Here is a 24732-nt window from a genome sequence, read left to right on the forward strand (position 1 = left end):
ATTGATTAAGACGGGACGAAGCGCACAGAGGGCGCTGACGAAATAGCCGGCGCAGCCCCAAGGTAAGGGCGGACCGGCAAGAGAGGTTTGGAATGGGCGAACGCAAGGGTATCATTCTGGCCGGGGGCACCGGCTCGCGGCTTTATCCGATCACCATGGGCGTGTCGAAGCAGCTGCTGCCGATCTACGACAAGCCGATGATCTACTACCCGATTTCCGTGCTGATGCTGTCGGGCATCCGCGATATCGCGGTGATTACCACGCCGGAAGACGCCGAGCAGTTTCACCGCCTTCTGGGAGACGGCAGCCAATGGGGGGTGTCCTTCACCTACATCGCGCAGCCCTCGCCCGACGGGCTGGCGCAGGCTTTCATTCTGGCGGAAGACTTCCTCGCCGGTGCGCCCTCGGCGCTGGTGCTGGGGGATAACATCTTTTTCGGGCACGGGCTGCCCGAACTGCTCCACGCGGCGGGCGACAAAGCCACGGGCGGCACCGTTTTTGGCTACCGAGTGGCGGACCCGGAGCGCTATGGCGTGGTGGATTTTGATCCGGGCGGCAAGGTGCGCTCGATCATCGAAAAGCCGGAGACGCCGCCCTCGAACTACGCTGTCACGGGGCTTTACTTCGTTGATGGCACGGCACCCGAGCGGGCGCGGCAGGTGAAGCCATCGGCGCGTGGCGAGCTGGAGATTACGACCCTGCTGGAGAGCTACCTTGCCGACGGCCAGCTGGACGTGGAGCTGATGGGCCGGGGCTATGCCTGGCTGGATACCGGCACCCATGGCAGCCTGCTGGACGCGGGCAACTTTGTGCGCACGCTTGAGCAGCGGCAGGGGTTGCAGACCGGCTCGCTCGAAGAGATCGCCTTTTCCCTCGGATGGATCACGCGGGAGCAGCTGATTGACCGCGCGAAGCTCTTTTCCAAAAACGAATATGGTGCCTATCTGCTTGGCCTGCTTAATTAATCCGCCCGCCCACAGGATTTCCTTTATTGCTGCCTGTTGTCGCCGCAATACTGCGCCATAGCCCGTGCGAGGCGCTGAGGAGCAGAGCATGAAGATTGTTGTTTTGGGTGGAGACGGGTTTTGCGGCTGGCCGAATGCGCTGCATCTGTCGGCGCGCGGGCATGATGTGATTATCGTCGACAACCTCTCTCGCCGGAAGATCGACATTGAGCTGGAAGTGGAGAGCCTCACGCCGATCCGCCCCATCGGGGAGCGGCTGCGGGTGTGGAAAGAGCTGACGGGCCGCGAGATTGGCTTTCATGACTTCACGGTGGGCGAGCACTATCACCGGCTGCTGACGCTGTTTGCCGAGGAAAAGCCGGATGCGGTGATTCACTTTGCCGAGCAACGCGCCGCGCCCTATTCGATGAAATCCAGCGCGCACAAGCGCTACACGGTGTCCAACAACCTGAACGCCACCAATGATGTGCTTTCGGCCATCGTGGAAAGCGGACAGGATATTCACCTTGTGCATCTCGGAACGATGGGGGTGTATGGCTACGGCACCGCCGGGATGAAGATTCCGGAGGGTTACCTGAAGGTGAAGGTGGACACGCCGGAGGGGCTGACGGAAACCGATATTCTCTACCCCACCAACCCCGGCTCGATCTACCACATGACCAAGAGCCAGGATCAGTTATTCTTTGCGTTCTACAACAAGAACGACGGGGTGAAGATTACCGATCTGCATCAGGGCATTGTCTGGGGCACCCAGACCGATGAGACCGCGATGGATGAGCGGCTGATCAACCGGTTCGACTATGATGGCGATTACGGCACGGTGCTGAACCGCTTCATCATGCAGGCGGCGATTGACTATCCGATGACGGTGCATGGCACCGGCGGGCAGACGCGGGCCTTTATCCACATTCAGGACACGTGCCGCTGCATTGAGCTGGCGCTGATGAACCCGCCGCGGACCGGCGAGCGCGTCAACATTCTGAACCAGATGACCGAGACGCACCGGGTGCGGGATCTTGCGCAGTTGCTGCAAGAGCAGGTGGGGGCCGAGATTGCCTATCTGGAAAACCCCCGCAAGGAGGCGGCCGAGAACGACCTGCATGTGGCGAATGACCGGTTTCTCGGCATGGGGCTCGATCCGATCCGGCTTTCCGAAGGGGTCATCGCGGAAGTGCGTGAAATTGCGCAGAAGTATGCGGGGCGCTGCGACAGGTCCAAGATCCCCTGTATGTCGACCTGGACGCAGGACCGTTCCTAGGGCCGCATTAACCGGCTTTTCACGGCTGTCTGCAAAACTCCGAAGAGCAAAAAAGCTGCCTGCGTCGAGGCGGGGGATGGGCGATTGCGGCGGCGTGCTGCCGTAGGTCCGTGATGAAGAACGGGCCAGCGCTCGCTCGGGCGGCTTTGCGGAGTGGAACTAGGGTTTGGGGATGGCCATGTTGCAGGCAACGCCGGAATGGCAGACGGCAGTTTGTGGATATGAGGCGCGGGCCGATTGGCCGCCTGTGACCGTGTTGATGGCGGTGCATCGCGGCGCGGCGCATCTGCCCGAACAGCTCGATAGCCTGACCGATCAGCAGCACAAGAACTGGTCCCTCGTTGCCAGCATTGATGGCGAAGATGACGGCTCGGGTGACATCCTTGAGGCCCACCCCTCTGCGGCGCGAATTACCCGGATTGCCGGCCCCGGGCGGGGCGCTGCGGCGAATTTTTTGCACCTGATGCGGGAGGTGGAGCCGGGGAGTTACTGGGCCTTCTCTGATCAGGATGATTTTTGGCTTCCGCACAAGCTGGGACGGGCGGTGGAGCGGCTTGAGGACATGCCGTGGAACACGCCAGCGATGTATCATAGCCGGAGCCTCGTTACCGATGTCGGGCTCGACAATCATCGCCTGTCTGCCGCCCGCCCCAGGCCACCGAGCTTTGCCAACGCGCTGGTGCAGAACATCGCCGGTGGCAACACCATCGTGCTGAACCCGGCTGCCAGCCGCCTTGTGCATGCCGCCTCGCATGACGTGGAGGATGTGGTGGTGCATGATTGGTGGCTGTATCAGCTGATCACCGGCGCGGGCGGCACCGTGATTCATGACGACGCACCGAGCCTGCTGTATCGCCAGCACGGCGACAACCTGATTGGCGCGAATGACGGCATGCGCGCCCGGGCGAGCCGGCTGCGGATGGTACTGGATGGCACCTACAAGACCTGGATGGAGGTGAATCTCGCCGCCCTGCAGGCCTGTGCCAAGCATTTCACCCCCGAGAACCGCAGCCTGTTGCGCCGATTGGTCATTGCCCGGCACCAGCCGTTGGCTGTGCGCATGAAGATGCTGCGCAACGTGGGAATTCACCGACAAACGCAATTCGCCAGCTCGGTGATGTGGCTTTCGGTGATCCTCGGGCGCCTGTAAGCGGCGCCCGCTCTCCCGATTTGCGGTCGCCCCCCGCCGTGCGCGTCAGGCGGGGGGCGCTTGATTGTCGTAGCCAAACTCTTCGCGCAGGGCCTGATTGTGCCGCTCAAACACGGCCTCGATCCAGGCGATGCGCTCCGAGGTTCGGCCTGCGTCGGGTTTGGAGGGCTCGTGCAGCGCCTTCTTTACGGCGGTGACGATCTCTTTCGGGGCCTCGCCGAGCCGGATCATCTTGGCGATGCGGTCGCAATCTTCGGTGCGCAGGGAGGGGTTGGTGAGATCGCGGGGCACCTCCCAATCCAGCGTGGCCCCCTCCAAGAACGGCTCGATGGTGGTGCGGATCGCGCGGTGGCTGGCGAGGGTGAAGCGCGCCTCCGGCAGGGTCGTTCGCCATGCCTTCATCCAGCCGCGGGGGTTCATCTGGCGAGCGCGGGAGACAACGAACTGCTCAAAGCTCTTGCCGCCGTAGGGTGCAGCGGAGGCGATGAAGGTGCGAAAGTGCTGCTTCATCATCTGCGAGTAATCGCCGAAGATGTATTCGTTGAAGGGCCGGGTGAAGGTGACAATCTCCACCTCTGCGCCCAGCTTTTTCACCGCGCGGGCAAAGGGCCGGGCCTTGGAGCCGAGGCTGATGAGGTCTTCGAAGGAGAGCACCAGCTTTTGATGCGGGCCAAAGAGGGCCTCCAGCCGGGCGGCCCCGGCCCGCTCGATCCCCTCGGCATTGCCGGGGTGGCCTTTGCCGTCATGCGGATAGGCAATGCCCGCCTTCGCGAGGGCCTGCTGATTGCGCAGGAGCACCTGCTGCAGATAGGTCGATCCGCATTTGTGCATACCGATGTGAAGAAGAATGGAGCGGGTCATGCGGCGGCCTCCGATTTGGTTTGCATCTGCGAGAGCAGGTTAGAGAGCTGGTCCATCATCTCGTCGATCGGCAGGCCGAGTGGCGAGAGGTCGATATTGCGCTCGGCGTCAGGCACCGGGCCTGCGGCCCAGGCGTGGGACAAGGCGGCAGAGAGGCCCTCCGCCGTGGGCTGGGGCGAGAGGATTGCGGGAGACAGCCGCGAAAGATCCTTGCTGCCGTAGGTGTTGGTGACCACGCGAACGCCAGAGGCGGCCATTTCGATTGGCGGGTGGCTGGGGTGCGGGGAGAGCATGAGCGAAAGCCCGAGGTCGACCGAGAGCAGGTAGCCCGGATAGTCCTCCCAAGGGAGTTTGCCGAGGCTGGTGAGGCGGGCCCCGGTGGAGAACTCGACCGGATCATGCTGGAGCCCGACCGAGACAAGCTCGATGTCATCGCGGCCCAGCCCCTCGGCAACCACAAAGCGCTCCAGCGCCTCGATGGCCATCGGATACATGTTGCGCTCCACCTCGGGCCGACCGTAGAGCGCCAGCCGCCGTGGCCCGCTGCGGGCCGGGCGGGTGCCGGTGCTGTAGCGCGCGACCTCGATGGAAGGGCGGAAGGCCAGCGCATCCGGGGCGCAGAGGCCGAGATTGGCGCAGTGATCGCGCAGGAGCGTGGTGTTGAAAACCGGCAGATAATCCATGCCATAGCTCTCGGCCGCTTCGGCAAAGGTGGTGCCCCAGGCGTAAAAGTTGGGCTCGTAGTCCTGAATCAGGTAGATGAAACGCCATTGCCCCATGTTGTATTCCTTGGTCAGGCTCCGGGCGACATGGGCTGTCCACCATGCGGTGGCGAGGAAGCAATCATCAATGTGTTGCGAGATTTCCGGCCCTTCTGGGCCGCTGGTGTCGCCGGTGATGCCGCAATGGAGCGATATCCGCGAGGCGGCCTCGGCCCCGCCATTGCCAATGCGGCCCTCGACGAAGGCGCGAGAGGCTGCGGCGTTGGCAATGGGCAGGTCGGTGGCGATCATCCGGACCCTGTGCCCGCGCGCGGCGAGGCCGATGCCGATGTCTATAGCGGTGGCGATGCCGGCAAAGGCCTCGGTGGGGTTGAGCGTGGGCACCAGCAGGGTGAGCGCGGGCTCCGGCGCATCAAACCGGGGCCGCCAAGAGGGCAGTTTGCGGGTGTCGATAAAGCTCGACGCGGGTTTGCTGCGTTGCTGGGGCGGCGGGGCGGGCTCCAGCGCCAGCTCCTTGATGATCACGTTGCCGCCGCTGTCGAGCTCGGGTGGTGCGACGCCGGGTGACAGCCCGTAAAGCCGGGTGTCGAAGCGGCCAAGGGACTCGTTGAGCCCGCTCTTGAGCGCCTCACGCAGCGAAAGCCCGAGCCGCCCGGCGGTGATGGTGGCGTGGCACATGGAAATGCGGGCCAGATCAAGCCGCCCGAACAGCAGGAGGCGCGCGGCATCGGCCACCAGCGGCAGCCCAAGCCCGCGCCGCCGCAGGTAGGGCTTGAGCGCTTGGGTGTTGGCGGTGTTGGGCGCAAGCCGCCCGGCGAGCACGAACTCGGAGATGCGGGCCTGCACCGACCGGGCGAGGTAGCGGGCAAGGGCATAGCTGGTGGCGCGCCGCCGCCCCCAGGACCAGAGCGCCTTGCGCCCGAACTGTGGGCGCCACCCACCCCGCCCGCGCTGCAGGGCGCCGATGGCGTTGCCCTCGTGCTGGCGATAATCGACAAGCGGCTCATCCAACACCACCACCCGCCCCCGCGCGGTGGCCAGAAGCCCAAGCCACAGATCGTGATAGAAGTGCACGCCCGCCTGCGCCGGAAAGGGCAGTGACAGCTCTGCCAGCTCGCGCCGGAACAGCATTGTCATCCCGGTGACGTTGTTGCGCAGCAGCAAGTCGCGCAGGCCGGGCCTGCGTTGCCGCCGCTCCAACGCGAAGAGCGAGGGATGCATCACCGTTCCGGCGGCGTCGACAACCCGGGCGTCGGAGTGCACGAGGCTAACGCTTGGGTCATCGAGCGCCACGGCCCCGCGCTCCAGCTTGGCGGGGTGCCAGATGTCATCCTGATCGGAGAAGGCGATGAGTGCGCCGGGGGGCGTTTGCTCGGTTGCCGCCGTGAGCCCGGCGGCAAAGGCGCGGGGCGCATCGAGCCCCTGCTCGGGCACGACAAGCGAACACTCAAGCCCATGGCGGCTGGCGATCTCTTGCACCAGCGGCCCTGATTCCAGATCGGCGATGACGGCGATCAGCAGCGAGGGGCGCAGGGTTTGGCGCGCGATGCTTGCAACCTGCGCCTCCAGTTGAGTGTGGTTGGGGCGAAACACCGCCATAATGACTGCAACGTAATCCTGCCGACCTGTGGCATCTGCGATTCCCTCGGCTGTGCCTGTCGGGTAGAACAAGTCAGAACCGCCGGTAGGGCGGGCTGAACTTTGAGGAAGGCTGCGCGTGGCTTCTGCATGTGCTGTATTTACGGTAACGGCAGGTTTGCACTTTTCGGTCATGTATACGCCCTAGAATGGTCATCGGGCTCGGACAGGGTCCAGCCCACTGGTTCGGAGCCCAAGCTCCGTGTTCAGGCGCAGAATGGATGGGAATAGTTTAAAATGTGTCAGCTTTGCTATCAGGCGACCCCGCAGATTTCATTTTCTCCGATTTTTGGTGCCTTGCAGGGCTCTGACCTAACCCAGCATTTCCTCAACGATTTGCCAGCGGCAGACCACTTTGAAGGCGCTGATGCGGCTGCGGGCATGGGCACGGCCTATACCATCGAATTGGGCGATACCTTTGAGGGCGAGATCAGCTCTGGCAGCGATGACGACTGGGTGGCCATTGAGCTGACGGCGGGCGAATCGGTTGTTATCAACGTCTATGGCACCAATGGCGCCGTTGCGGGGATCACCGACACGACGCTGACTCTTTACAACTCGAACGGCACGCAGGTCGCCTTCAACGATGATGCCTTCTATTCCGGGCAGAACTACTTTTCGCTGATCGAATACACCGTGCCGGCGACCGGCACCTATTACATTGCCGTCAGCGGCTATGACTCCAATGCGACTGGCGACTATATCATCCGCACCACCACCGATGATTTCCGCATCGAGGATATCGTCAGCCAGCTGACCGAGTTTGGCTGGGGCATTCCGACTGCGATCGGGCATGATGAGAACACCGGCGATACGATGTATGTCTACATCGCCAATCTGAACCCGGCTGGCCAGCAGCTTGCGCTTCAGGCGCTTGAGCAGTGGTCGGTTGTGACCGGCATCACCTTTACCGTGACCTACAACTCCAGCATCGCCGACATTCGCTTTGATGACGATCAGAGCGGTGCCTTTGCCGGCCCTTCGAGCTTTAACCCGAACACAGGGGTGATCAACTACTCCGACGTGAACGTGGGTGCAGGCTGGCTGACATCTTACGGCACCACGCTCGATAGCTATTCCTTCCTGACCTACATGCATGAGATCGGCCACGCGCTGGGCCTCGTGCACTCGGGCAATTACGATGGATTTGCCAACTGGGGTGTGAACAACCACTTCAACAACGACAGCACGATGTTCACCATCATGTCGTATTTCGACATGGAAGAAGCGGGCTTTGCGCCCTACGCCAACGTCATCACGCCGATGATCGCCGATATTGCCGCCGTCTGGGCGCTCTATGGTGAGCCGGTCTCGGTTTATGGCGGTGATACCACGTGGTTTGCCAACAACACCCTCGGTGGCCTGACGGGCGATGTGATGGGTGCGATCTGGGATGGCGATGCCATCTCTTCCAGCATTTACCGAGGCGGGGACGTGGCCCTGACCGTGCTTGATACCGGCGGCACCGATACCTTCGACTTCTCGACCGTCTCGGTTGCGCAGACCATCGACCTGCGCGAAGGCCAGATCAGCCTTGTCGGGCAAGACAACGGCAACGCCGCCGCGATGCACAGCTTCGTCATCGCGCAGGGCACCGTGATCGAGAACGTCATTGGCGGCTCGGGTGCCGACACGATTTATGGCAATGACGCCAACAATGTCATCCAGGGCGGCGGCGGTAACGACCGGTACTTTGAGGGCCTTGGCGACGATACTTTCAACGGCGGCAGCGGCACGGATCGCGTGGTCTATTCCATCGACACCGGCGGCATCACTGTCACCGACATGGGCGGCGGAACGATTGAGGTGACTTCGAGCCTCGGCACCGACACTTACAGCAGCGTCGAGGTTTACGAGTTCAGCGACGACACACTCACCTATTCGGACATGCTTGAACTGGCGGGCACAGAGCCTGAGCCGGAACCTGAGCCCGAGCCCGAGCCGGAGCCGGAACCGGAGCCCGAGCCCGAACCCGGGACCGGCGGTTCGACCGGTGGCGGTGGCCTGTTCGGCGGCGGCTTGTTCGGTGGCGGCGGCGGCAGTGGCGGCGGTTCGACCGGCGGTGGCGGCGGCAGCACGGGCGGCGGAGGCGGCTTGTTCGACGGCCTGTTTGGTGGCGGCGGCGGCAGTGGCGGCGGTTCGACCGGCGGCGGTGGCGGCAGCACGGGCGGCGGAGGCGGCTTGTTCGACGGCCTGTTTGGCGGCGGCGGCGGCAGTGGCGGCGGTTCGACCGGCGGTGGCGGCGGCAGCACGGGCGGCGGAGGCGGCTTGTTCGACGGCCTGTTTGGCGGTGGCGGCAGCAGTGGCGGCGGTTCGACCGGCGGTGGCGGCGGCAGCACAGGCGGCGGAGGCGGTGGCCTGTTTGGCGGCGTCCTCTTCGGCCAAGAAGAGATGATCGTTAGCGAGGCGGATGTCTTTATCTTCAAGCAAGACACCGAGAATACCGCTGCGGAGCTTGGTGAGCCGGTGATGGATTTTGACATGCCGGTGGAGCTGGACCTTGACGGCGAGCTTGTGGATGGCACCGAGGATTACGCGCTTGGCGTGTCGGACCACTTCGACTTCGTCTGAGGGCTGACGATATGAATTGGCGGGCGCGGCGGGCATTCTCGCCTGCGCCCGTTTTTGCTGCGGCGCATGCACCGCGCTGTTCTATCCGTTGTCGATGATCGTTTTGTGGTGGCGCCGCAAAAACAACAGGCCAAGCGCCAGTGATATGCCTCCGCAGGCCAGAACGTAGCCCACCGAGGCATAGCTTGCGTCATAGGTTGCATAGACGCCTGCGCGCATGAAGCCGATGCAGTGGATCAGCGGATTGAACCAGAGCCAATCCTGATAGGGCTGGGGCACGCTGTCGAAGACGAAGAAGATGCAGGAAACGATGAAGAGGGGCCGGTTGAGAATGGCCCATGTCCGCTCCCATGGTGGAAAGGTGGAGAGCAGGTAGCAGTTGAGCGTGCCCACGCCCAAAGCCAGCCAGAGCGCCAGCCCCATCCCCAGAGACAGGCGGGGTATGTCGAGGATGACGCGGATGTCGTAGAGCAGGATGATGCCGGCCATCACGATCATGGCCACGAGGATCTGGGTGATCGAATTGAGCAGGAACCGGGCGGCGAGAGCATCGACGAAAGTGACACCGGGATAGAACATCAGCGGGCGTGAAAACCGCATCGACAGCGAGACCTTCTGGCTCACGTCCATGTAGGCCAGAAACGGCAGGAGGCCCGAGGCGTAGAACAGCGGAAAATTCGTGCCCAGTGAGGGCGAGCGAAACGCCAGAGAGAACACCAGCGACAGAAGCGCGATTCCGGCGACGGGCTCAATCACCGCCCAAGCATAGCCCATCGCGTTGCGGCCGTAGGTTGTGGACATTTCGCGCACGAAGAGCGCCGCAATCGTACGCCATGTGCGAAACCGGGCAGGCCGCGAGCCTGGGAGCGGTGGTAGAGGTGCCTTGTCGTTATCTGTGGGTGACTTTGTCACAGGTAGCGCAACCTCAACGGGTTAGTTACCTCTTGATTGCATAGCGGCAGGATGAAAGCCAACAGATTGAGCGACTCGCCCCAGAGCGAGGCCGCCGCCCCAGCAGCACCCCAAAGCCCCCCCGACAAGGCACCGCCTGCCGGGCCGGTCGCGGCAAACCGTGCCGGGCCTGCGGCCTCGCCGCCCGGCGCGCCCCCTGCCAAAGCCGCGCCTCCCCAGCCCGTCCGCGCCCCTGCGCCGCGTGCGCGGCCCCGGCGGCGGCATTGGGGCCTGCTCATCTCGATGATCCTGATGGTGATTGCCCCGGTGGCGGTGGCGGCGTGGTATCTTTTCACGCAGGCGGAGGACCAATACGCCAGCACCCTCGGTTTTTCGGTGCGCAAGGAAGACACCGGCAGTGCGGTGGAGATCCTTGGCGGGATCACCGACCTGACGGGGGGCTCATCGACCAACGACACCGACATTCTGTTTGAATACATCCAGAGCCCGAACATGGTGCGCGCCGTCATGCAGGAGGTTGACCTTGTTGCGGCCTATACCCGCGCTTCGGACCCGGTCTTCTCGCTCGGGGAAGACACCCGCATCGAGGCGATGTCGGACTATTGGACGCGCATGGTGCAGGTGTATTTCGACCGTTCGAACCACCTGATCGAGATACGCGTGAAGGCCTTCACCCCTCAGGATGCCCATGCCATCGCTCTGGCCATACGCAAGGAGAGCGACCGGACGATCAACGCCCTGTCTGCCGTGGCCCGTGAGGATGCCACTCGCTATGCCCGTGCAGAGCTGGATAGGGCGCTGGAGCGCCTCAAGGCCTCGCGCGCCGCGCTGACGGAGTTTCGCACCCGCAACCAGATCGTTGACCCGGAGGCGGATATTCGGGGCCGTATGGGGCTGCTCAATACGCTGCAGGGCGAGTTGGCTAATGCGCTGATCGAGCTGGATTTGCTACGCCAGAACAGCCGCAACGATGATCCGCGTATCGTGCAGGCCGACCGCCGGGTAGAGGTGATCCGCCAGCGGATCTCGGAGGAGCGCGCGCGCTTTTCCAGCGAGGGCGACGCCAACGAAGAACGCGAGGCCTATTCGCAGCTTATCGGCCAATACGAGGCGCTGGCGGTGGATCAGAAGTTTGCTGAAGAGGCCTATGTGGCGACGCTGGCGGCATATGATGTGGCGGTGGCGGATGGCCAGCGCCAATCACGCTACCTTGCCACATACATCGAACCGGAATTGGCCGAGACGCCGCTGTTTCCGCGCCGTTGGAGCATATTGATGACGCTCTTGGGCGCGCTTGCCACCACATGGACGGTGCTGACGATGGTGTATTACTCGCTGAGAGACCGGCGCTGACCGGCGCGGGCGGCTGAACGATGATCGAACTGCGTAACCTGAGCAAGGCCTACCACGTGAAGGGGGAGCGCAAGCTGGTGGCCGACAACCTCAGCATGACCTTTCCGGCGCAGACGGCTGTTGCCATCTTGGGCCGCAATGGCGCGGGCAAATCCAGCCTGCTCAAGATGATCTCGGGCGCGATGGAGCCAGACCGCGGTGAGGTGAAAATTCATGGCACGGTGTCATGGCCCGTGGGTTTTGCCGGGAGCTTTCATGGAGAGCTGACCGGGTTGCAGAACGTGCGGTTCTTGGCCCGGGTCTATGGTGTCGACACCGGCGAACTGGTGGATTTTGTCGAGGATTTCGCCGAGCTGGGCGGGCACTTCAGGATGCCGGTGCGCACCTATTCCAGCGGCATGCGCTCGCGGCTTGCCTTCGGCGCGTCGATGGGGATTCATTTTGACACCTACCTGATCGACGAGATCACCGCCGTGGGCGATGCGGCTTTCAAAGCGAAGTCCGAGATGATGATTCAGGCGCGGCTCAAGGAGGCGGGGGCGATTTTTGTCAGCCACGCGCTGGGGCAGGTGGAGCGGCTGTGCACCGAGGGCGCGGTGCTGGAGAATGGCCAGATGCACTATTACACCGATGTTGCAGAGGCGATCCGCCATCATCAGGAGCTGATGAAGAGCCCGCCACCCGCGCTGTAGGGCCTTGGCTCCGCTTCAGACGAACACAAAGTCATCCACGCCCAGTTCGAGCAGCGAGACATCTTCGAGCACCATCGTGTGGCTGCCGTAGGTGAGGTGCACATCATCGCCGATCTGCGTGGCATCGAGCGCGTTGAAGCGATCCATCATGGAGCTGCCGCTCACCCCGGCGATCTGGATCACATCGGTGCCATCGGCCTCGAAATCGGTGATCACATCGTATTCGCCCGCGCCGTGGGTGGCAAAAACGAAGGTGTCGGCGTCGGCTCCGCCGGTCAGCACATCGTTGCCCGCTCCGGCGTTGATCCGGTCGGCCCCAGAGCCACCGTTGATCACATCATTCCCGGCCCCGCCATTGAGGGTGTCGTTGCCATGGTCGCCCCAGATCCGGTCATCACCGTCACCGGCCCCGACGGTATCATTGCCCACGCCGCCATAGATCACATCTTTGCCCGCGCCGCCGCCGATGTTGTCATTGCCCGACCCGCCGAGCACGTGATCGGCACCGGGGCCGGCTGCGATCTGGTCGTTGCCTGAGTTGCCGGTCAGGGAATCGTCGCCATAGCTTGCTGACATCTGGTCATCGCCCGCGCCGCCGTTGAGCGCATCATTGCCCGCGCCGCCACCGAGCCAGTCGTGGCCGTCGTCGCCATACAGCAGGTCATTGCCCTCGCCCCCGCCGAGAAGGTCGTTGCCGAGGCCGCCGTGGATTTCGTCATTTCCCAGATCGCCGGGCATGTTGTCGTCACCCGCGCCGCCTTCCATGTAGTCATTGCCGCCGCGCCCGAGAATATCATCGTGCCCTTCACCGCCGATCAGCACGTCATCGCCGCCGAGACCGTCGAGCCAGTCGTTGCCACTGCCGCCCTCAAGCCGGTTTTCAGCGTCGGTGCCGGTGATGTGGTCGGAGGCGATGCAGCCGGTGAGCGACTCGATATCGTAGAAAAGGTCATCGGCGGCTTCGCCCGTGTTCTGGCTGGCGTCGGAGAGGTTGACGCGGACGGCCTGGCCGGTGCCGGCGAAGCTGACGGTATCCATGCCAGAGCCGCCCCAGTAGCTATCTGCGCCGCCGCCGGAGATCATCAGATCATTCCCGCCGCCGCCGTGCATCTGGTCGTCGCCCGCCGTGCCTGTCAGCACATCGGCCTCATGCGTGCCAAAATACTCGGCCCCGGTGTTGGGGCCGGGCTCTTGCAGCGGGGCACGCACCACATCGTAGCTGTTGGAGAAGGTGAAGGAGATATGGTTGAAATCCTCCACGGTCATTGGCGTGCCATCGGAGGAAAACACGTCGAAGCTGTTGTTGCCGCAGGTGATCCGCAGGGCGCCGGTGGACAGGGCCTTATAGGTCATCCACTGGGTGCCATAGCACATGCTCCATGCGCTCAGGTCGATGGTGTCGACCCCGAACTCGTAGTCGAGGATGCGGTCTCGCTCTGCATCGCCGTCGATCAGCACGAAGGTATCGGCGCCCGCGTCGCCGGTGAGCCTGTCGCGGCCCTGACCGTCGACGATGATGTCATCGCCCGCACCCGCATGAACCTGCACCGGCTCGCTCCCGGCGATGATCAGATCACCTTGCGCGGATCCGTGGTGGGTGCCGGAGGTGGTGAAGGCGAGGTTGCCGATGTCGGACACATCGAGGGTGAACTGCGTCACGCCGGGCGCGCCCTCGGTGGTGACAAAGAGATCGAGGCTGTCGCCGGTGAGGTTGGTGCCGATGGCCGAGATCCTGTCGAGCGGTGCATCGGTGCTGCCTTCGATGACCTGAAAGGGGACGAGGTGGCCATCGGGCAGCAGAGAATACACGGTGAGCCCGCCGTCGTTGCCCCCGGCGATCACCAGCACTCGCCCACCGCCAAGCTCGACGACATCAAGCGCGGTGACGCCGGACATGCGGGTATCAAGGCTATCGACCACGTGTTCTGCCGGGTTGAGCGCGCCGCCGGGGGCGACTTCGAGCACTGTTAGCGAGCTGGAGCCGGAGGAGACCACCACCACGTAGTACCTGCCGTCAATCTCCGCGCTGTCCATCGCGGTGACGGTTTGCACCGGCAGGCTCTCGTCGCGGCCAAAGCTGTCGGCCTCGGTGAGCGTGCCATTGGAGCCCACGGCATAGCTGGTAACGCCATGCTCGCTGGAAGAGCCCACGAGCAGATAGGTGGTGCCGCCCACCTCAACCACCGACATGGCAGAGATATTGGCGGCATAGCTGCCCTCTGTGTCACCGACACTGTCGCGGAACGTCAGCGAGTTGCCGTTGTTGGTGACGGCATAGACAGCCACGCCATCGCCGTTTTGCGGGGCGACGAAGAGATAGTCGGTGCCGCTGACCGTGGCGCTGAGCACCGACGCGGCGTTGGCCTGGTTTTCGTTGGTGGAAAGATAGGCGCGCTCGGAACCGCTATCGCCCGCAGCGGCCTCGGCGAGGGCTGCGTCAATCACCGTGCCCGCGAGGCTGACCCCCTGAGAGAAGAGCGAAAAGCTGATGCGGCCCCCAAGCGAGCCGCTTGCGCCCACCTCTGCCAGACCGCTTGAGGTGGCATCATAGGTGCGCACCACGTTGTTGCCGTGGTCAAAGAGAGTAACCCCGCTGGTCGTGTTTGCGAGGGTGCCAAGCATTGTCGGAAATTCCGTGCTCCCGCTTGCCAAAACGCCTGTCAGTTCAAACTCAGCCATGTCGGCCACACTCCAAGATGCGATGGGCGTGTGATGCCGCTGGCCCTTGGCAGGAGGCGGGAGGGAATGTGGCCGAAGCCGGTTAAATGCCGCGAAAGCCGCTAAAACACCGTTCAAACCCAGCCGTTCGCTACGGCGCGTGGTGGCGATGCACAAAACCTATGCATATGTGTGCCTGCCCCATCATCTAGGTTGACCCTGCGCGCTGCCCCACAGTATTTTGCGCTCATGCTGAGGCGCGAAGACCGCAGCGAAAGAGTGCAAGGGGCAGCCGTGATCAACGTTTTCCGACCTTTGGTGGTCTTTCTGCTGCTTGCGGCCTGTTCGCTGCCACGCGGCGCTGCAATCTCCAACGAGGTGCTGCGGGCGCAAAACTCGGACAACCCGCAAATCGCCGTTTATCCGGTGACCCGCGCCCTGCTGCCGCGCTTTTCCTCTTGGCCCTATACCGGCAAGAGCATTCGCTCTGACGGGTGGCTGCGCGGCTCGGGACGCACGGGGGAACCGCGGATCAGGCCCTATGACAGGGTTGATCTGATTGTCTGGGATTCGGAGGAAAACTCGCTCATCGCACCGACCGGCGCGAAGCTGGTGGAGATGAAGAACCTCCGCGTCAGCCAGAGCGGCCACATCTATGTGCCCTACCTTGGTCGGCAGCGGATTGCGGGCAAGACGCAAGAGGCCGCGCGTCACCAGTTGGAAACCCAGATGATTGATGTCGTGCCATCGGCGCAGGTGCAGCTTTCGGTCTTGCCCGGCACGGGCAGTGCGGTTTCGCTCGTGGGGGGCGTGAATGCGCCCGGCACCGTGGCGCTGCCTGATGGCGGCTTTACCGTGCTTGGGCTGATCGCGCAGGGCGGCGGCCCGCAGGCCACGCTGCGCAACCCGCGCGTGCGGCTTGTGCGCGGCGGGCACACCTATGCCACCTCCCTGCAACGGCTCTACGATGATCCGCGCCTCGACACGACGCTGGTGGGCGGCGACAAGGTGATGCTGGTGTCGGATGATCGCTACTTCCGCGCACTGGGGGCCAGCGGAAAAGAGCAGCTGATCTACTTCGAGAAAGAGCAGATTTCGGCGCTTGATGCGATGTCACTGATCGGCGGGCTGGAAGACTCGCGGGCCAACCCCAAGGGCGTGCTGATCTTGCGGCAGTATAGCCCGCGCTCCGTGCGGGCGGACGGGGTGAAAGGGCCGCAGAACACGCGGACCGTTTTCACCATCGACCTGACCAGCGCGGACGGGCTCTTCTCGGCCGAGAAATTCGCGATTCATCCGCAGGACACGGTGCTTGTGACGGAGAGCCCGGTGACCAGTGCGCGCACTGTCTTTGCGCTCGTAGGCAGTGCCGTGGGCGTCAGCAATCAGATTTCGAACTGAGGCGAGTTGCCCGTGCCAAGCGCGGCGGGATCAGAGAAATCCGAGCCGCTCGATCGCCTGACGGGCCATTTTGCGCGAATCGGCGCTGCCTTGGCGTGTTCCGTCATTCAACAAGTGCAGCTTGGCGCTCAGGCGCTTTTGCGACACTTCGGATCGAATGAAATCAGCCACTTCCAAGTCGCGGAGCGAGAGTATTTGCTCGGCCACGCCTTGCACGGATTGATCTTGCATTGCTGTCCCCCAAACGCGTTTTGCACTCCCCGGCAAAAGGTTAGCCACGCCTGCGCAGTGGCGCAATCTCGACGTGGCGGTGGGGGATTTCATTGTGGGCTGTGCATGCGATAACGGGCCGATGAGCAGAGCGCGGGCAATAGGATGTGACGGCGGAGGCAGCGGTGCGCGGCTGGCGCTGGTGTGGGATGGCCTGCGCCACGAGGTTTGTGGCGGGCCGGCCAATGTGACGAGCGACTTTGCGGGCGCCGTGGCGGAGGTTTCGGGGCTGTTGCACAGGGCGGCACAGCTTGCCGGGGTGTCGCTGGAAGATCTGCGCGGCGTGCCGGCTCATTTTGCGCTCGCGGGAGTGGTGGATGAGCGGGTGGCCACGCGGGTGGCGGCGGCGCTTCCGCTGGAGGGCGTGGTGGAGGAAGACCGGCGCGCTGCGGTGCGCGGGGCTTTGGGCGAGCGGCCCGGCCATGTTGCGGGCATCGGCACCGGGTCTTACCTCGCCCGGCAGGGGCCGGACGGGTTTGAGACCATTGGCGGACACGGTCTGGTGCTGGGTGATGAGGCCTCGGGCGCATGGATGGGCCGGGCGCTGCTGAAGGCGGTGCTGGCGGTGGAGGACGGGGTGGAGCCTGCCACCGCGCTGACACGGCAGATTGCCGAAGAGATGGGCGGGGTCTCTGGCATTGTGGCCTTTGCCGCTGAGGCGGGGCCGAGCGATTTTGCCGCCCTCGCGCCAAGGCTTCTCGACGCCAAAACAGATTCGGCGGCGCGGCACATCATTGTTGCAGGTGCCGATTACATTGCGCGCGGCCTTCTGGCGTTGGGCTGGAAAGAGGGCGGGGCGATTTGCCTGATCGGGGGCATCGGCGGCAAATACGCCGATTTTCTGCCCACGCAGATGCAGAAGGCGCTGGTGGGGGCCGAAGGTTCGGCACTGGATGGGGCATTGGCTCTGGCGATGGAGCAGGACGGATGACTGCAACCGCCTATATTGCCGGGGCCGTGCATGACGGCGCGGCGCTGCGCCGGGGCGTGGCGCTGGTGGTGCAGGGGCTGCAGGTGGTGACGCTGGCCGAGCCGGGCGATCTGCCCGAGGGCTGCGCGATTGTGGAGACCGGGGCCGAGATCCTCGCGCCGGGTTTCGTGGACCTTCAGGTGAATGGCGGCGGCGGGGTGATGCTAAATGATGGCCCCTCGTTGACGCGGCTGGAAACGATGGCCCGCGCCCATGCGGCCTGCGGCACGACGTCGATTCTGCCTACGCTCATTACTGCCACGCCGGAGGTAACGGCGGCGGCGCTGGACTTGGCGGGTGCGGTGGTGCGGGGCGTGATCGGGCTGCACTTGGAAGGGCCGCACCTCGATCCGGTGCGGGCGGGGGCGCATAGCCCGGCGCTGATCCGCGAGATGGGCGAGGATGACCTGCGCCGTCTGCTGGCCGCACCGGGCCGGCTGAAGGTGACGCTGGCCCCGGCCTCGGTGAGCCCGGCACAGGTGACACGGCTGGTGGCGGATGGGGTGCTGGTTTCGCTTGGGCATAGCGATTGCAGCTACGAAGAGGCGAGGCGCTATGTGGAGGCGGGCGCGACCTGCGTGACCCACCTGTTCAACGCGATGAGCCAGTTGGGCAGCCGCGAGCCGGGGCTGGTTGGCGCGGCGTTGGCCGAGGGGCGGGTGAGTGCGGGCGTGATCTGCGACGGGATCCATGTGCACGCCGAAACCCTGCGGATGGCGCAAAGGGCAAAGCAGGGGCCGGGGCGGCTGTTTTTGGTGAGCGATGCGATGGCCTGCGCGGGGAGCGACATTGGCAGCTTCACCCTCGATGGCCGAGAAATACTGCGTCGAGACGGGCGGCTGACGTTGGCAGACGGCACCTTGGCGGGGGCCGATCTGGTGATGGCGCAGGCGGTGCGCAATGCGGTTCGCTTGGTGGGGCTGAGTGTGGAGGAGGCGATTGCCATGGCCACCGGCATCCCGGCGGCGCTGGTGGAGGCGGAGGTGGGGCGGCTGCGGCCCAAGGCACCTGCGGATTTCGTCGCGCTCGACGCGGAGTTGAACGTGCAGCGGGTCTGGCAGGCCGGATCAGAGCTTTAGCGGGGCGCGGCTGAGGGCATTGCCTGCTTCGGTGGCCTTTTGCAGCAGGGCGAGGAAAGTGTTGCGCTCGGCGGTGTCGAGCCCGGCGAGGATTTCGGCCTGAAGCGCAGCGACCACGGGTTTGGCCTCGGCCAGAAGCGCCTCGCCCTCGGCGGTTAGCGAGAGTTCGCGGGCGCGGCGATCACGGGGAGAGACGCGGCGGGTGATCAGCCCCTTCTGCTCCATTCGGTCGAGGACGCCGCCGATTGTAACCTTGTCGTAGGCCACCGCGCCTGCCAGCGACGCCTGCCCCAGCCCATCGGTTTCAGCCAGGGTGGAGAGCACGGCATATTGCACCGGGGTCAGCTCCAGCCCTGCCTCTGCGGTGCGGTCGGAGAAAACGGCAACCGAGATCTGGTTGAGCCGCCGGATCAGGTGCCCGGGAATGTGCTGGATCTCTGCCACCATGCCTCCTTGCTTGAGCGCTGCGCAACCGGCAGGCTATGCCGTGCGCGGCCTGTTGACAAGTATGCGTATAGTAAGGATGCTAACCATTGCCGCGACAGGGAGGACAGGATGGCGCAACTTGGAACGCTCGAAGAGCTGCCGGAGGACTATCGGGAGGAGATGGCAGCGGCGGGGGTGGCCCCGCTTTGGCCGATGATGCGCAACGTATTGCCCCATGGCGCACCCAAACCCGTCACCAAGCCCGGGCACTGGCGCTACGAGGCGATTCGCCCGCTGCTGCATCGCGCAGGCGAGCTGACCCCGGTGGAAAAAGCCGAGCGCCGGGTGCTGGTGCTCTCTGACCCCGGGCGGGGAGTGGGGGCGATGCAGGCGACCTCTTCAATCTATCTTGGCCTTCAGTTTCTACTGCCGGGCGAAACCGCCCCGGCCCATGTGCATACGCCAAGCGCGGTGCGCATCATTGTGGAGGGCGAGGGCGGCTATACGGTGGTGGACGGAGAGAAACTGCCGATGCAGGAGGGCGACCTAGTGCTGACCCCCGGCGGCGAGTGGCATGACCACGGGCACGAGGGCAAGGAGCCGGTGGTTTGGCTCGATGCGCTTGATCTTCCGCTGTTTGTATACCTCGAAGGCTCCTATGCCGAAGAGGGCCCGCTGCAGAACCAGCGCAATCGTCCCGATGCCAGCCAGATTGACTATCGCGCTGCAGGGTTGGCCCCGGCCCGCAAGCTCGGTGCGCATAAGAAGCGCTATCCGATGACGCGTTACCCATGGGCCCGCACACGCGAGGCGCTGGTGGAAACCATGAAATACGATGGCGGCCCGGTGGTGGAGCTGGATTACATCAACCCCGAGACCGGCGCTGATGTGCTGCCTACCATGGGCTTCACCGCGATGATGATCGAGGCCGGGGGCGAGGAAAAGCCGGTGCTGCGCAGTTGCTCCAGCGCCTTCCACGTGATCGAGGGCAGCGGGCACTCCATCGTCAACGGCGCGCGCATCGACTGGGCCGCGAAAGACACCTTTACTGCCCCGGTCTTTGCCGAAATCACCCATCACGCGGATGAGGAAGCCTTTCTCGTTCGCATCCATGACCGCCCGCTTCAGGAGAAGCTGGACTACTACGAGGAACGCAGCCGATGACCGATTACCTTTTTGACGCCCCCGAGGTGCAGAGCATCCCCGTGAAGGGCGAGGCCGCCGAATACCCGATTCACCGGATTTTCTGCGTGGGGCGCAACTATGCCGCCCATGCGGCCGAGATGGGATTTGAGGTGGACCGGGAGGCGCCGTTCTACTTTTCGAAACAGCTGCACTCGGTGCTGGCGACGGGCGGCACCCTGCCTTACCCGCCGGGGACCGAGGACTTCCACTTTGAGATGGAGCTTGTGGTGGCGCTGGGGGCCGAAGTGTTCAAAGGCACGCCTGAGCAGGGCGCGGCGGCGGTTTATGCCTATGGTTGCGGGCTGGACATGACCCGACGCGACCAGCAGATCGCATCGCGCAACAAGAAGCGGCCGTGGATGCTGGGCAAGGATGTTGAAGGCTCCTGCGTGCTTTCGCCGATGACAAAGGCGAGCGAATTTGCCGTGGGCGAACAGCGGATTCATCTGGAGGTGAATGGCGAGCAGAAGCAGGACAGCACGCTCGACCTGCTCATTCACAAGGTGCCCGAGGTGCTCGCCCACCTGTCTGGCTTTTACCACCTGCGGCCCGGCGACATCATCCTGACCGGCACCCCCGAGGGGGTTGGCCCGGTGGTGGCGGGTGACAAGATTACTGGCGGGATCGACGGGCTTGACCCGATTGCGCTGAACATCGGGCCGGCGGAATGAGGTTTCACGGCTACTTCCGGTCTTCCTCGTCCTACAGGTGCAGGATCGCCTGCAACCTGAAGGGCGTGGCGTATGACTTTGTGTCAGTCCACCTGGCGCAGGGGCAGCAGAAGGCGGAGGGCTTCAAAGGGCTGAACCCGCAAGCCCTCGTGCCCGCCTTTGAGCTGGACGACGGGGAGGTGCTGACCCAGAGCCCGGCGATTCTGGAGTGGCTCGACGAAACGCACCCGGAGCCGAAGCTGCTGCCCGATGATCCGTTAGAGCGGGCGCATGTGAGAGCCTTTTGCGCCGCCATCGCCTGCGAGATCCACCCGCTGCAAAACCTGCGGGTGCTGCAATACCTGCGGGCCGAATATGGGCAGGGGCAAGAGGGTGTGGAGGCCTGGTGCCAGCGCTGGATCGGCGATGGGCTGGCGGCCTGCGAGGCGCTTTTGGCCAAGCGCCCGGCGCAGACCTTCTGCTTTGGCGATGCGCCGGGCATGGCAGACATCTACCTTGTGCCTCAGGTGTTCTCGGCAGCGCGGTTCAAGGTGGACTTGAGCGAGATGCCCAACGTCACCCGCATCGCGGCGACCTGCAACGCCCTCCCCGCCTTTGCCGAAGCGCACCCGAGCAAGCAGCCAGATGCCGAGTAGTCTGACCTTCAGAAAAAGTGGGTTTACAGGAGGCCGACGAATATAGTTATATGTCATAACGATTTCGTCGGGTGAGTCTGGCGGCGCATGCAGTTTTGAGGCGCGTTAATTCAAAAAACGTAACTCATGCTGGATTTGGCGAGCAAGGCGGACTACTCCACAAACGCCGACCGCCGGAGGAGACCATGGCCCGGCGGACCCTTGGGGAGGGGGAGAGCAGTGCTTAGATTCATGATTGGCTTGGCGCGCACCATGGCCCTTGCTGGCGGTGTGGTGCTGGTTGTTCTGATCCTGCTGACCTGCATCAGCGTGGCGGGACGCGGGCTGAACACCTTTGCACATTCGGATTTCCTTGAAGGCCTTGCCGCCGGACTGGCCGAGATGATCAAGTCGAGCGGGGCTGGCCCCGTCAACGGCGATTTCGAGATCGTCGAGGCGGGCATCGCCTTTGCGATCTTCTCCTTCCTGCCGATCTGCCAGCTCTTCAGCGCCCATGCGACGGTGGATGTGTTTACCTCCTTCCTGTCGCGCCGGGCCAACGCGCTCATCATGACCTTTTGGGAGATTGTCTTTACCATCGTGGTGCTGCTCATCACGTGGCGGCTCTACTTTGGCCTCGAAGACAAGATTGGCAATGGCGAGACCTCGCTGCTGCTGCAGTTCCCGATCTGGTGGGCCTATCTCGCAAGTTTCACTGCCGCCGTGGTGGCCGCATTGGTGGCGGTTTACTGCGCCATCGGGCGCATCATGGAGCTGACAACCGATCAGCACTGGCTTCCCAAGGCAGAAGGAGCAGCACATTGACCGTGCTTGAGCTGGGATACGCCTCGTTCCCCATTCTCCTCGTGATGATCTTCATGCGGGCGCCGATTGGCCTTTCCATGCTCGTCGTGGGCATCGGTGGGCTTTATTACGCGACCGGGGGCACGACCGTTTTTCTCGCAAAGCTGAAGAGCGAGGTTTACACCACCTTTTCAAGCTACTCGCTGAGCATCATCCCGATGTTCCTGCTGATGGGGCAGTTCGCGACGCTTTCGGGCATGTCGACGGCGCTGTTCAAGGCCGCCGAGAGCTGGCTGGGCCACCGAAAGGGCGGCGTTGCGATGGCCTCGGTCGGGGCCTGTGCGGGCTTCGGCTCGATCTGCGGCTCCTCGCTCGCCACCGCGGCCACCATGAGCCGGGTCGCCCTGCCCGAGCTGCGCGCCTATGGCTATTCGGGCGGGTTCAGCACAGCAACGCTGGCTGCTGGCGGCACGCTTGGCATCCTCATTCCGCCCTCGGTGATCCTCGTGATCTACGCGATCCTGACCGAGCAGAACATCGCCAAGCTGTTCCTCGCGGCCTTCATCCCCGGCATTCTCGCCGCGATCGGCTACATGATTACCATCAGCATCTACGTGCGGATGTATCCTGACGCTGCCGGCACCCGTGAGCCTGTGCCTTACGCCGAGCGTTTGAAGGCCCTGCTAGACGTGTGGCCGGTGCTCCTGGTGTTTGGCCTCGTGGTGGGCGGTATCTACCTTGGCTGGTTCACCCCCACCGAGGGGGCCGCCGTGGGCGCGGCTGGCACTGGCCTTATTGCGCTGGTCAGCGGCCAGCTTGATTGGGCGCGGTTTAAGGAGAGCATCATTGCCACCGCACAGGCGACGGCGATGATCTTTTTCATCGTGCTGGGCGCGGGCTTTTACAATGCCTTCCTCGCCCTCAGCCAGGTGCCGCAGGAACTATCCAACACCATCGTCGGCCTCGGCTGGAGCCCGTGGATGGTGCTGATCATCATCCTCGCCTTCTACCTCGTCTTCGGCTGCCTGATGGATAGCCTCAGCATGATCCTGCTGACGATCCCGATCTTCTTCCCGATCATCTCCAACCTCGACTTTGGCCTGATCTCGCTGCACGCGCTGCAGGAGGCCCGCTTCGAGGCGTGGTTTGCCGATGCGCAGATGTGGTTTGAGGGGCTACAGGCGGGCGCGATAGAGGGCATGCGGGAGAGCCGGTTTGAACGGGCCTTGGCGGGTGCGAATGAGCATATGGCCGTGCTCGGGCTGGGCACTGTGGCTGATGCGGCAAACCTCGCCCCGGCGCAGATTGCCGCGATCTATGGCGAGACCACGCCCGAAGTTGTGCAGGCTGCCCGCGCGACGCTGGAGAGCGGCGGCACGATGGATGGCGATGCGCTGCGCGAGTTGGGCTTGCGGGGCGCGACCGAGGCCAACCTTGCCCGCGTCAGCCTTGAGCATGTCGCCATCTGGTTTGGCATCCTCGTGCTGATCGTGGTGGAGGTGGGCCTCATCACGCCGCCGGTGGGGATGAACCTCTTCATCATCAACGCGATGGACCGGACAACCCCGATGGTGGAGACCTACAAGGCGGTCATGTGGTTTGTCACATCCGACATCCTGCGCGTGGCGATTCTTGTGGCTTTCCCCATCATCACGCTCTTCCTCATTCCGATCTGAACGGGCCTGATCCGAAGCACGCGATGGTTGCGAAAATTTAGGTATGAGATATAACGGTATCAAATTCGTCTGGGAGGACTCATGGATATCAGCGGAACGGTAGCCCTCGTCACGGGTGGCGGCAGCGGGCTTGGAGCGGCGACGGTGCGGCATCTGGCCGAGCTTGGCGCCAAGGTGGCTGTGCTCGACTTCAACGCCGAGGCGGCGGAAGCCGTGGCGGCGGAAGTGGGCGGCGCGGCCTGCCCGGCGGATGTGTCTGACGAGGCGGCGGTGAAGGCCGCAGTGGAAAAGGCCGCGGCAGACTTGGGCGAGGCCCCGCGCATCGCGGTGAACTGCGCAGGCCTTGGCCTTGCGGCGCGCATCGTGGGCCGGGAGGGCAAGCTCTCGATCGACATGTTCGAAAAGGTGCTAAAGGTGAACCTCTTCGGCACCTATTACGTGATGTCCCACGCCGCGCGGCTGATGCAGGAGTTGCCAGCGGCGAACGAGGATGGCGAGCGCGGCGTTATCGTGAACACCGCCAGCGCCGCCTATCAGGACGGCCAGCTTGGCCAGGCGGCCTATGCGGCCTCCAAGGGTGGCGTGGCCTCGATGTGCCTGCCGGCGGCCCGGGAATTTGCCAAGACGGGCATTCGCGTGAACGCCATTGCCCCCGGCCTCTTCAACACTCCGATGATGGAGAGCCTGCCGGAAGAAACCACCGCGGCCATCGTCGCCAACGTGCCCTACCCCCACCGCCTCGGCCACCCGCGCGAATACGCGCTGCTGGTGCAGCACATGGTGGAAAACCCCTACCTCAACGGCGAGGTCATCCGGCTGGATGGCGCAACCCGCCTTCCCCCGCGATAAGGATACC

Annotated in this window: 21 protein-coding genes; 15 read left to right on the forward strand and 6 right to left on the reverse strand. The window is 63.9% G+C overall.

Features of this window, described 5'->3' with window-relative positions; genetic code table 11:
* Positions 1-92: 92 nt before the first annotated feature.
* The 3 genes from rfbA (at position 93) to FHY55_RS01935 (ending at position 3373) form a co-directional block, all read left to right on the forward strand.
* Complete coding sequence (gene rfbA, locus FHY55_RS01925; protein ID WP_140012583.1) at positions 93-965, forward strand: glucose-1-phosphate thymidylyltransferase RfbA; 873 nt, start codon at positions 93-95, stop codon at positions 963-965.
* A gap of 88 nt (positions 966-1053) precedes the next feature.
* A complete protein-coding gene (locus FHY55_RS01930) occupies positions 1054-2223 on the forward strand; it encodes an NAD-dependent epimerase/dehydratase family protein (protein ID WP_140012584.1) in 1170 nt (389 codons plus the stop codon).
* 172 nt (positions 2224-2395) lie between these two features.
* The gene (locus FHY55_RS01935; protein ID WP_254695395.1) at positions 2396-3373 is read left to right on the forward strand and encodes a glycosyltransferase; all 978 of its coding nucleotides are present in this window, start codon (positions 2396-2398) and stop codon (positions 3371-3373) included.
* A gap of 45 nt (positions 3374-3418) precedes the next feature.
* On the opposite strand, the gene FHY55_RS01940 is transcribed toward FHY55_RS01935, so the two are convergent.
* Together FHY55_RS01940 and FHY55_RS01945 are read right to left on the reverse strand one after the other, a co-directional pair.
* Positions 3419-4234: a hypothetical protein gene (locus tag FHY55_RS01940; protein ID WP_140012586.1), complete on the reverse strand. Its 816-nt coding sequence runs from the start codon at positions 4232-4234 to the stop codon at positions 3419-3421.
* A complete protein-coding gene (locus FHY55_RS01945; RefSeq protein WP_254695396.1) occupies positions 4231-6627 on the reverse strand; it encodes a glycosyltransferase in 2397 nt (798 codons plus the stop codon). Before FHY55_RS01945 ends, FHY55_RS01940 begins: the two co-directional genes overlap by 4 nt.
* A 264-nt stretch (positions 6628-6891) precedes the next feature.
* On the opposite strand from FHY55_RS01945, the gene FHY55_RS01950 reads away from it, so the two are divergent.
* On the forward strand, positions 6892-9165 hold the full coding sequence (locus FHY55_RS01950; RefSeq protein WP_168222910.1) for a M10 family metallopeptidase C-terminal domain-containing protein: 2274 nt from the start codon (positions 6892-6894) through the stop codon (positions 9163-9165).
* A gap of 81 nt (positions 9166-9246) precedes the next feature.
* On the opposite strand, the gene FHY55_RS01955 is transcribed toward FHY55_RS01950, so the two are convergent.
* The gene (locus FHY55_RS01955) at positions 9247-9966 is read right to left on the reverse strand and encodes an ABC transporter permease (RefSeq protein WP_140012588.1); all 720 of its coding nucleotides are present in this window, start codon (positions 9964-9966) and stop codon (positions 9247-9249) included.
* 177 nt (positions 9967-10143) lie between these two features.
* Here FHY55_RS01955 and FHY55_RS01960 point away from each other — a divergent pair, with 177 nt between their 5' ends.
* Both FHY55_RS01960 and FHY55_RS01965 read left to right on the forward strand, forming a co-directional pair.
* Positions 10144-11430 carry a sugar transporter gene (locus FHY55_RS01960; RefSeq protein WP_254695397.1) on the forward strand — a complete coding sequence of 429 codons (1287 nt, stop codon included), beginning with the start codon at positions 10144-10146 and terminating at the stop codon, positions 11428-11430.
* 20 nt (positions 11431-11450) lie between these two features.
* On the forward strand, positions 11451-12122 hold the full coding sequence (locus tag FHY55_RS01965) for an ABC transporter ATP-binding protein (RefSeq protein ID WP_140012589.1): 672 nt from the start codon (positions 11451-11453) through the stop codon (positions 12120-12122).
* A gap of 15 nt (positions 12123-12137) precedes the next feature.
* Here FHY55_RS01965 and FHY55_RS01970 read toward each other — a convergent pair whose 3' ends face one another.
* Positions 12138-14801, reverse strand: coding sequence for a calcium-binding protein (locus FHY55_RS01970; RefSeq protein WP_140012590.1), 2664 nt, complete (start codon positions 14799-14801; stop codon positions 12138-12140).
* 273 nt (positions 14802-15074) lie between these two features.
* On the opposite strand from FHY55_RS01970, the gene FHY55_RS01975 reads away from it, so the two are divergent.
* Positions 15075-16181: a polysaccharide biosynthesis/export family protein gene (locus FHY55_RS01975; protein ID WP_168222911.1), complete on the forward strand. Its 1107-nt coding sequence runs from the start codon at positions 15075-15077 to the stop codon at positions 16179-16181.
* A gap of 30 nt (positions 16182-16211) precedes the next feature.
* Here the strand turns inward: FHY55_RS01975 and FHY55_RS01980 are convergent, their stop codons facing one another.
* Positions 16212-16412 carry a hypothetical protein gene (locus tag FHY55_RS01980; RefSeq protein WP_140012592.1) on the reverse strand — a complete coding sequence of 67 codons (201 nt, stop codon included), beginning with the start codon at positions 16410-16412 and terminating at the stop codon, positions 16212-16214.
* A 121-nt stretch (positions 16413-16533) separates the two neighbouring features.
* Between FHY55_RS01980 and FHY55_RS01985 the strand changes: the two genes are divergently transcribed.
* Both FHY55_RS01985 and nagA read left to right on the forward strand, forming a co-directional pair.
* The gene (locus tag FHY55_RS01985; protein ID WP_140012593.1) at positions 16534-17382 is read left to right on the forward strand and encodes a BadF/BadG/BcrA/BcrD ATPase family protein; all 849 of its coding nucleotides are present in this window, start codon (positions 16534-16536) and stop codon (positions 17380-17382) included.
* Positions 17379-18500 carry an N-acetylglucosamine-6-phosphate deacetylase gene (gene nagA / locus FHY55_RS01990; RefSeq protein ID WP_140012594.1) on the forward strand — a complete coding sequence of 374 codons (1122 nt, stop codon included), beginning with the start codon at positions 17379-17381 and terminating at the stop codon, positions 18498-18500. Before FHY55_RS01985 ends, nagA begins: the two co-directional genes overlap by 4 nt.
* Here the strand turns inward: nagA and FHY55_RS01995 are convergent.
* A complete protein-coding gene (locus FHY55_RS01995; protein ID WP_140012595.1) occupies positions 18489-18947 on the reverse strand; it encodes a MarR family winged helix-turn-helix transcriptional regulator in 459 nt (152 codons plus the stop codon). The two genes, nagA and FHY55_RS01995, sit on opposite strands and share 12 nt — an antisense overlap.
* A gap of 108 nt (positions 18948-19055) precedes the next feature.
* On the opposite strand from FHY55_RS01995, the gene FHY55_RS02000 reads away from it, so the two are divergent.
* From FHY55_RS02000 to FHY55_RS02025, 6 genes are all read left to right on the forward strand, one after another.
* Complete coding sequence (locus FHY55_RS02000) at positions 19056-20090, forward strand: cupin domain-containing protein (protein WP_140012596.1); 1035 nt, start codon at positions 19056-19058, stop codon at positions 20088-20090.
* Positions 20087-20782, forward strand: coding sequence for a fumarylacetoacetate hydrolase family protein (locus FHY55_RS02005; RefSeq protein ID WP_140012597.1), 696 nt, complete (start codon positions 20087-20089; stop codon positions 20780-20782). Before FHY55_RS02000 ends, FHY55_RS02005 begins: the two co-directional genes overlap by 4 nt.
* Entirely contained in the window at positions 20779-21417 is a 639-nt protein-coding gene (gene maiA / locus FHY55_RS02010; protein WP_140012598.1) for a maleylacetoacetate isomerase, read from the forward strand. The genes FHY55_RS02005 and maiA overlap by 4 nt, the downstream gene beginning before the upstream one ends.
* Positions 21418-21636: 219 nt before the next feature.
* Entirely contained in the window at positions 21637-22221 is a 585-nt protein-coding gene (locus FHY55_RS02015; RefSeq protein WP_254695398.1) for a TRAP transporter small permease, read from the forward strand.
* Positions 22218-23876, forward strand: a complete 1659-nt coding sequence (locus FHY55_RS02020) for a TRAP transporter large permease (protein ID WP_140012599.1) — start codon at positions 22218-22220, stop codon at positions 23874-23876. The genes FHY55_RS02015 and FHY55_RS02020 overlap by 4 nt, the downstream gene beginning before the upstream one ends.
* 81 nt (positions 23877-23957) lie before the next feature.
* Positions 23958-24725, forward strand: coding sequence for an SDR family NAD(P)-dependent oxidoreductase (locus FHY55_RS02025; RefSeq protein ID WP_140012600.1), 768 nt, complete (start codon positions 23958-23960; stop codon positions 24723-24725).
* Positions 24726-24732: the final 7 nt, after the last annotated feature.

It is taken from the genome of Oceanicola sp. D3, assembly GCF_006351965.1.
Lineage (GTDB): Bacteria > Pseudomonadota > Alphaproteobacteria > Rhodobacterales > Rhodobacteraceae > Vannielia.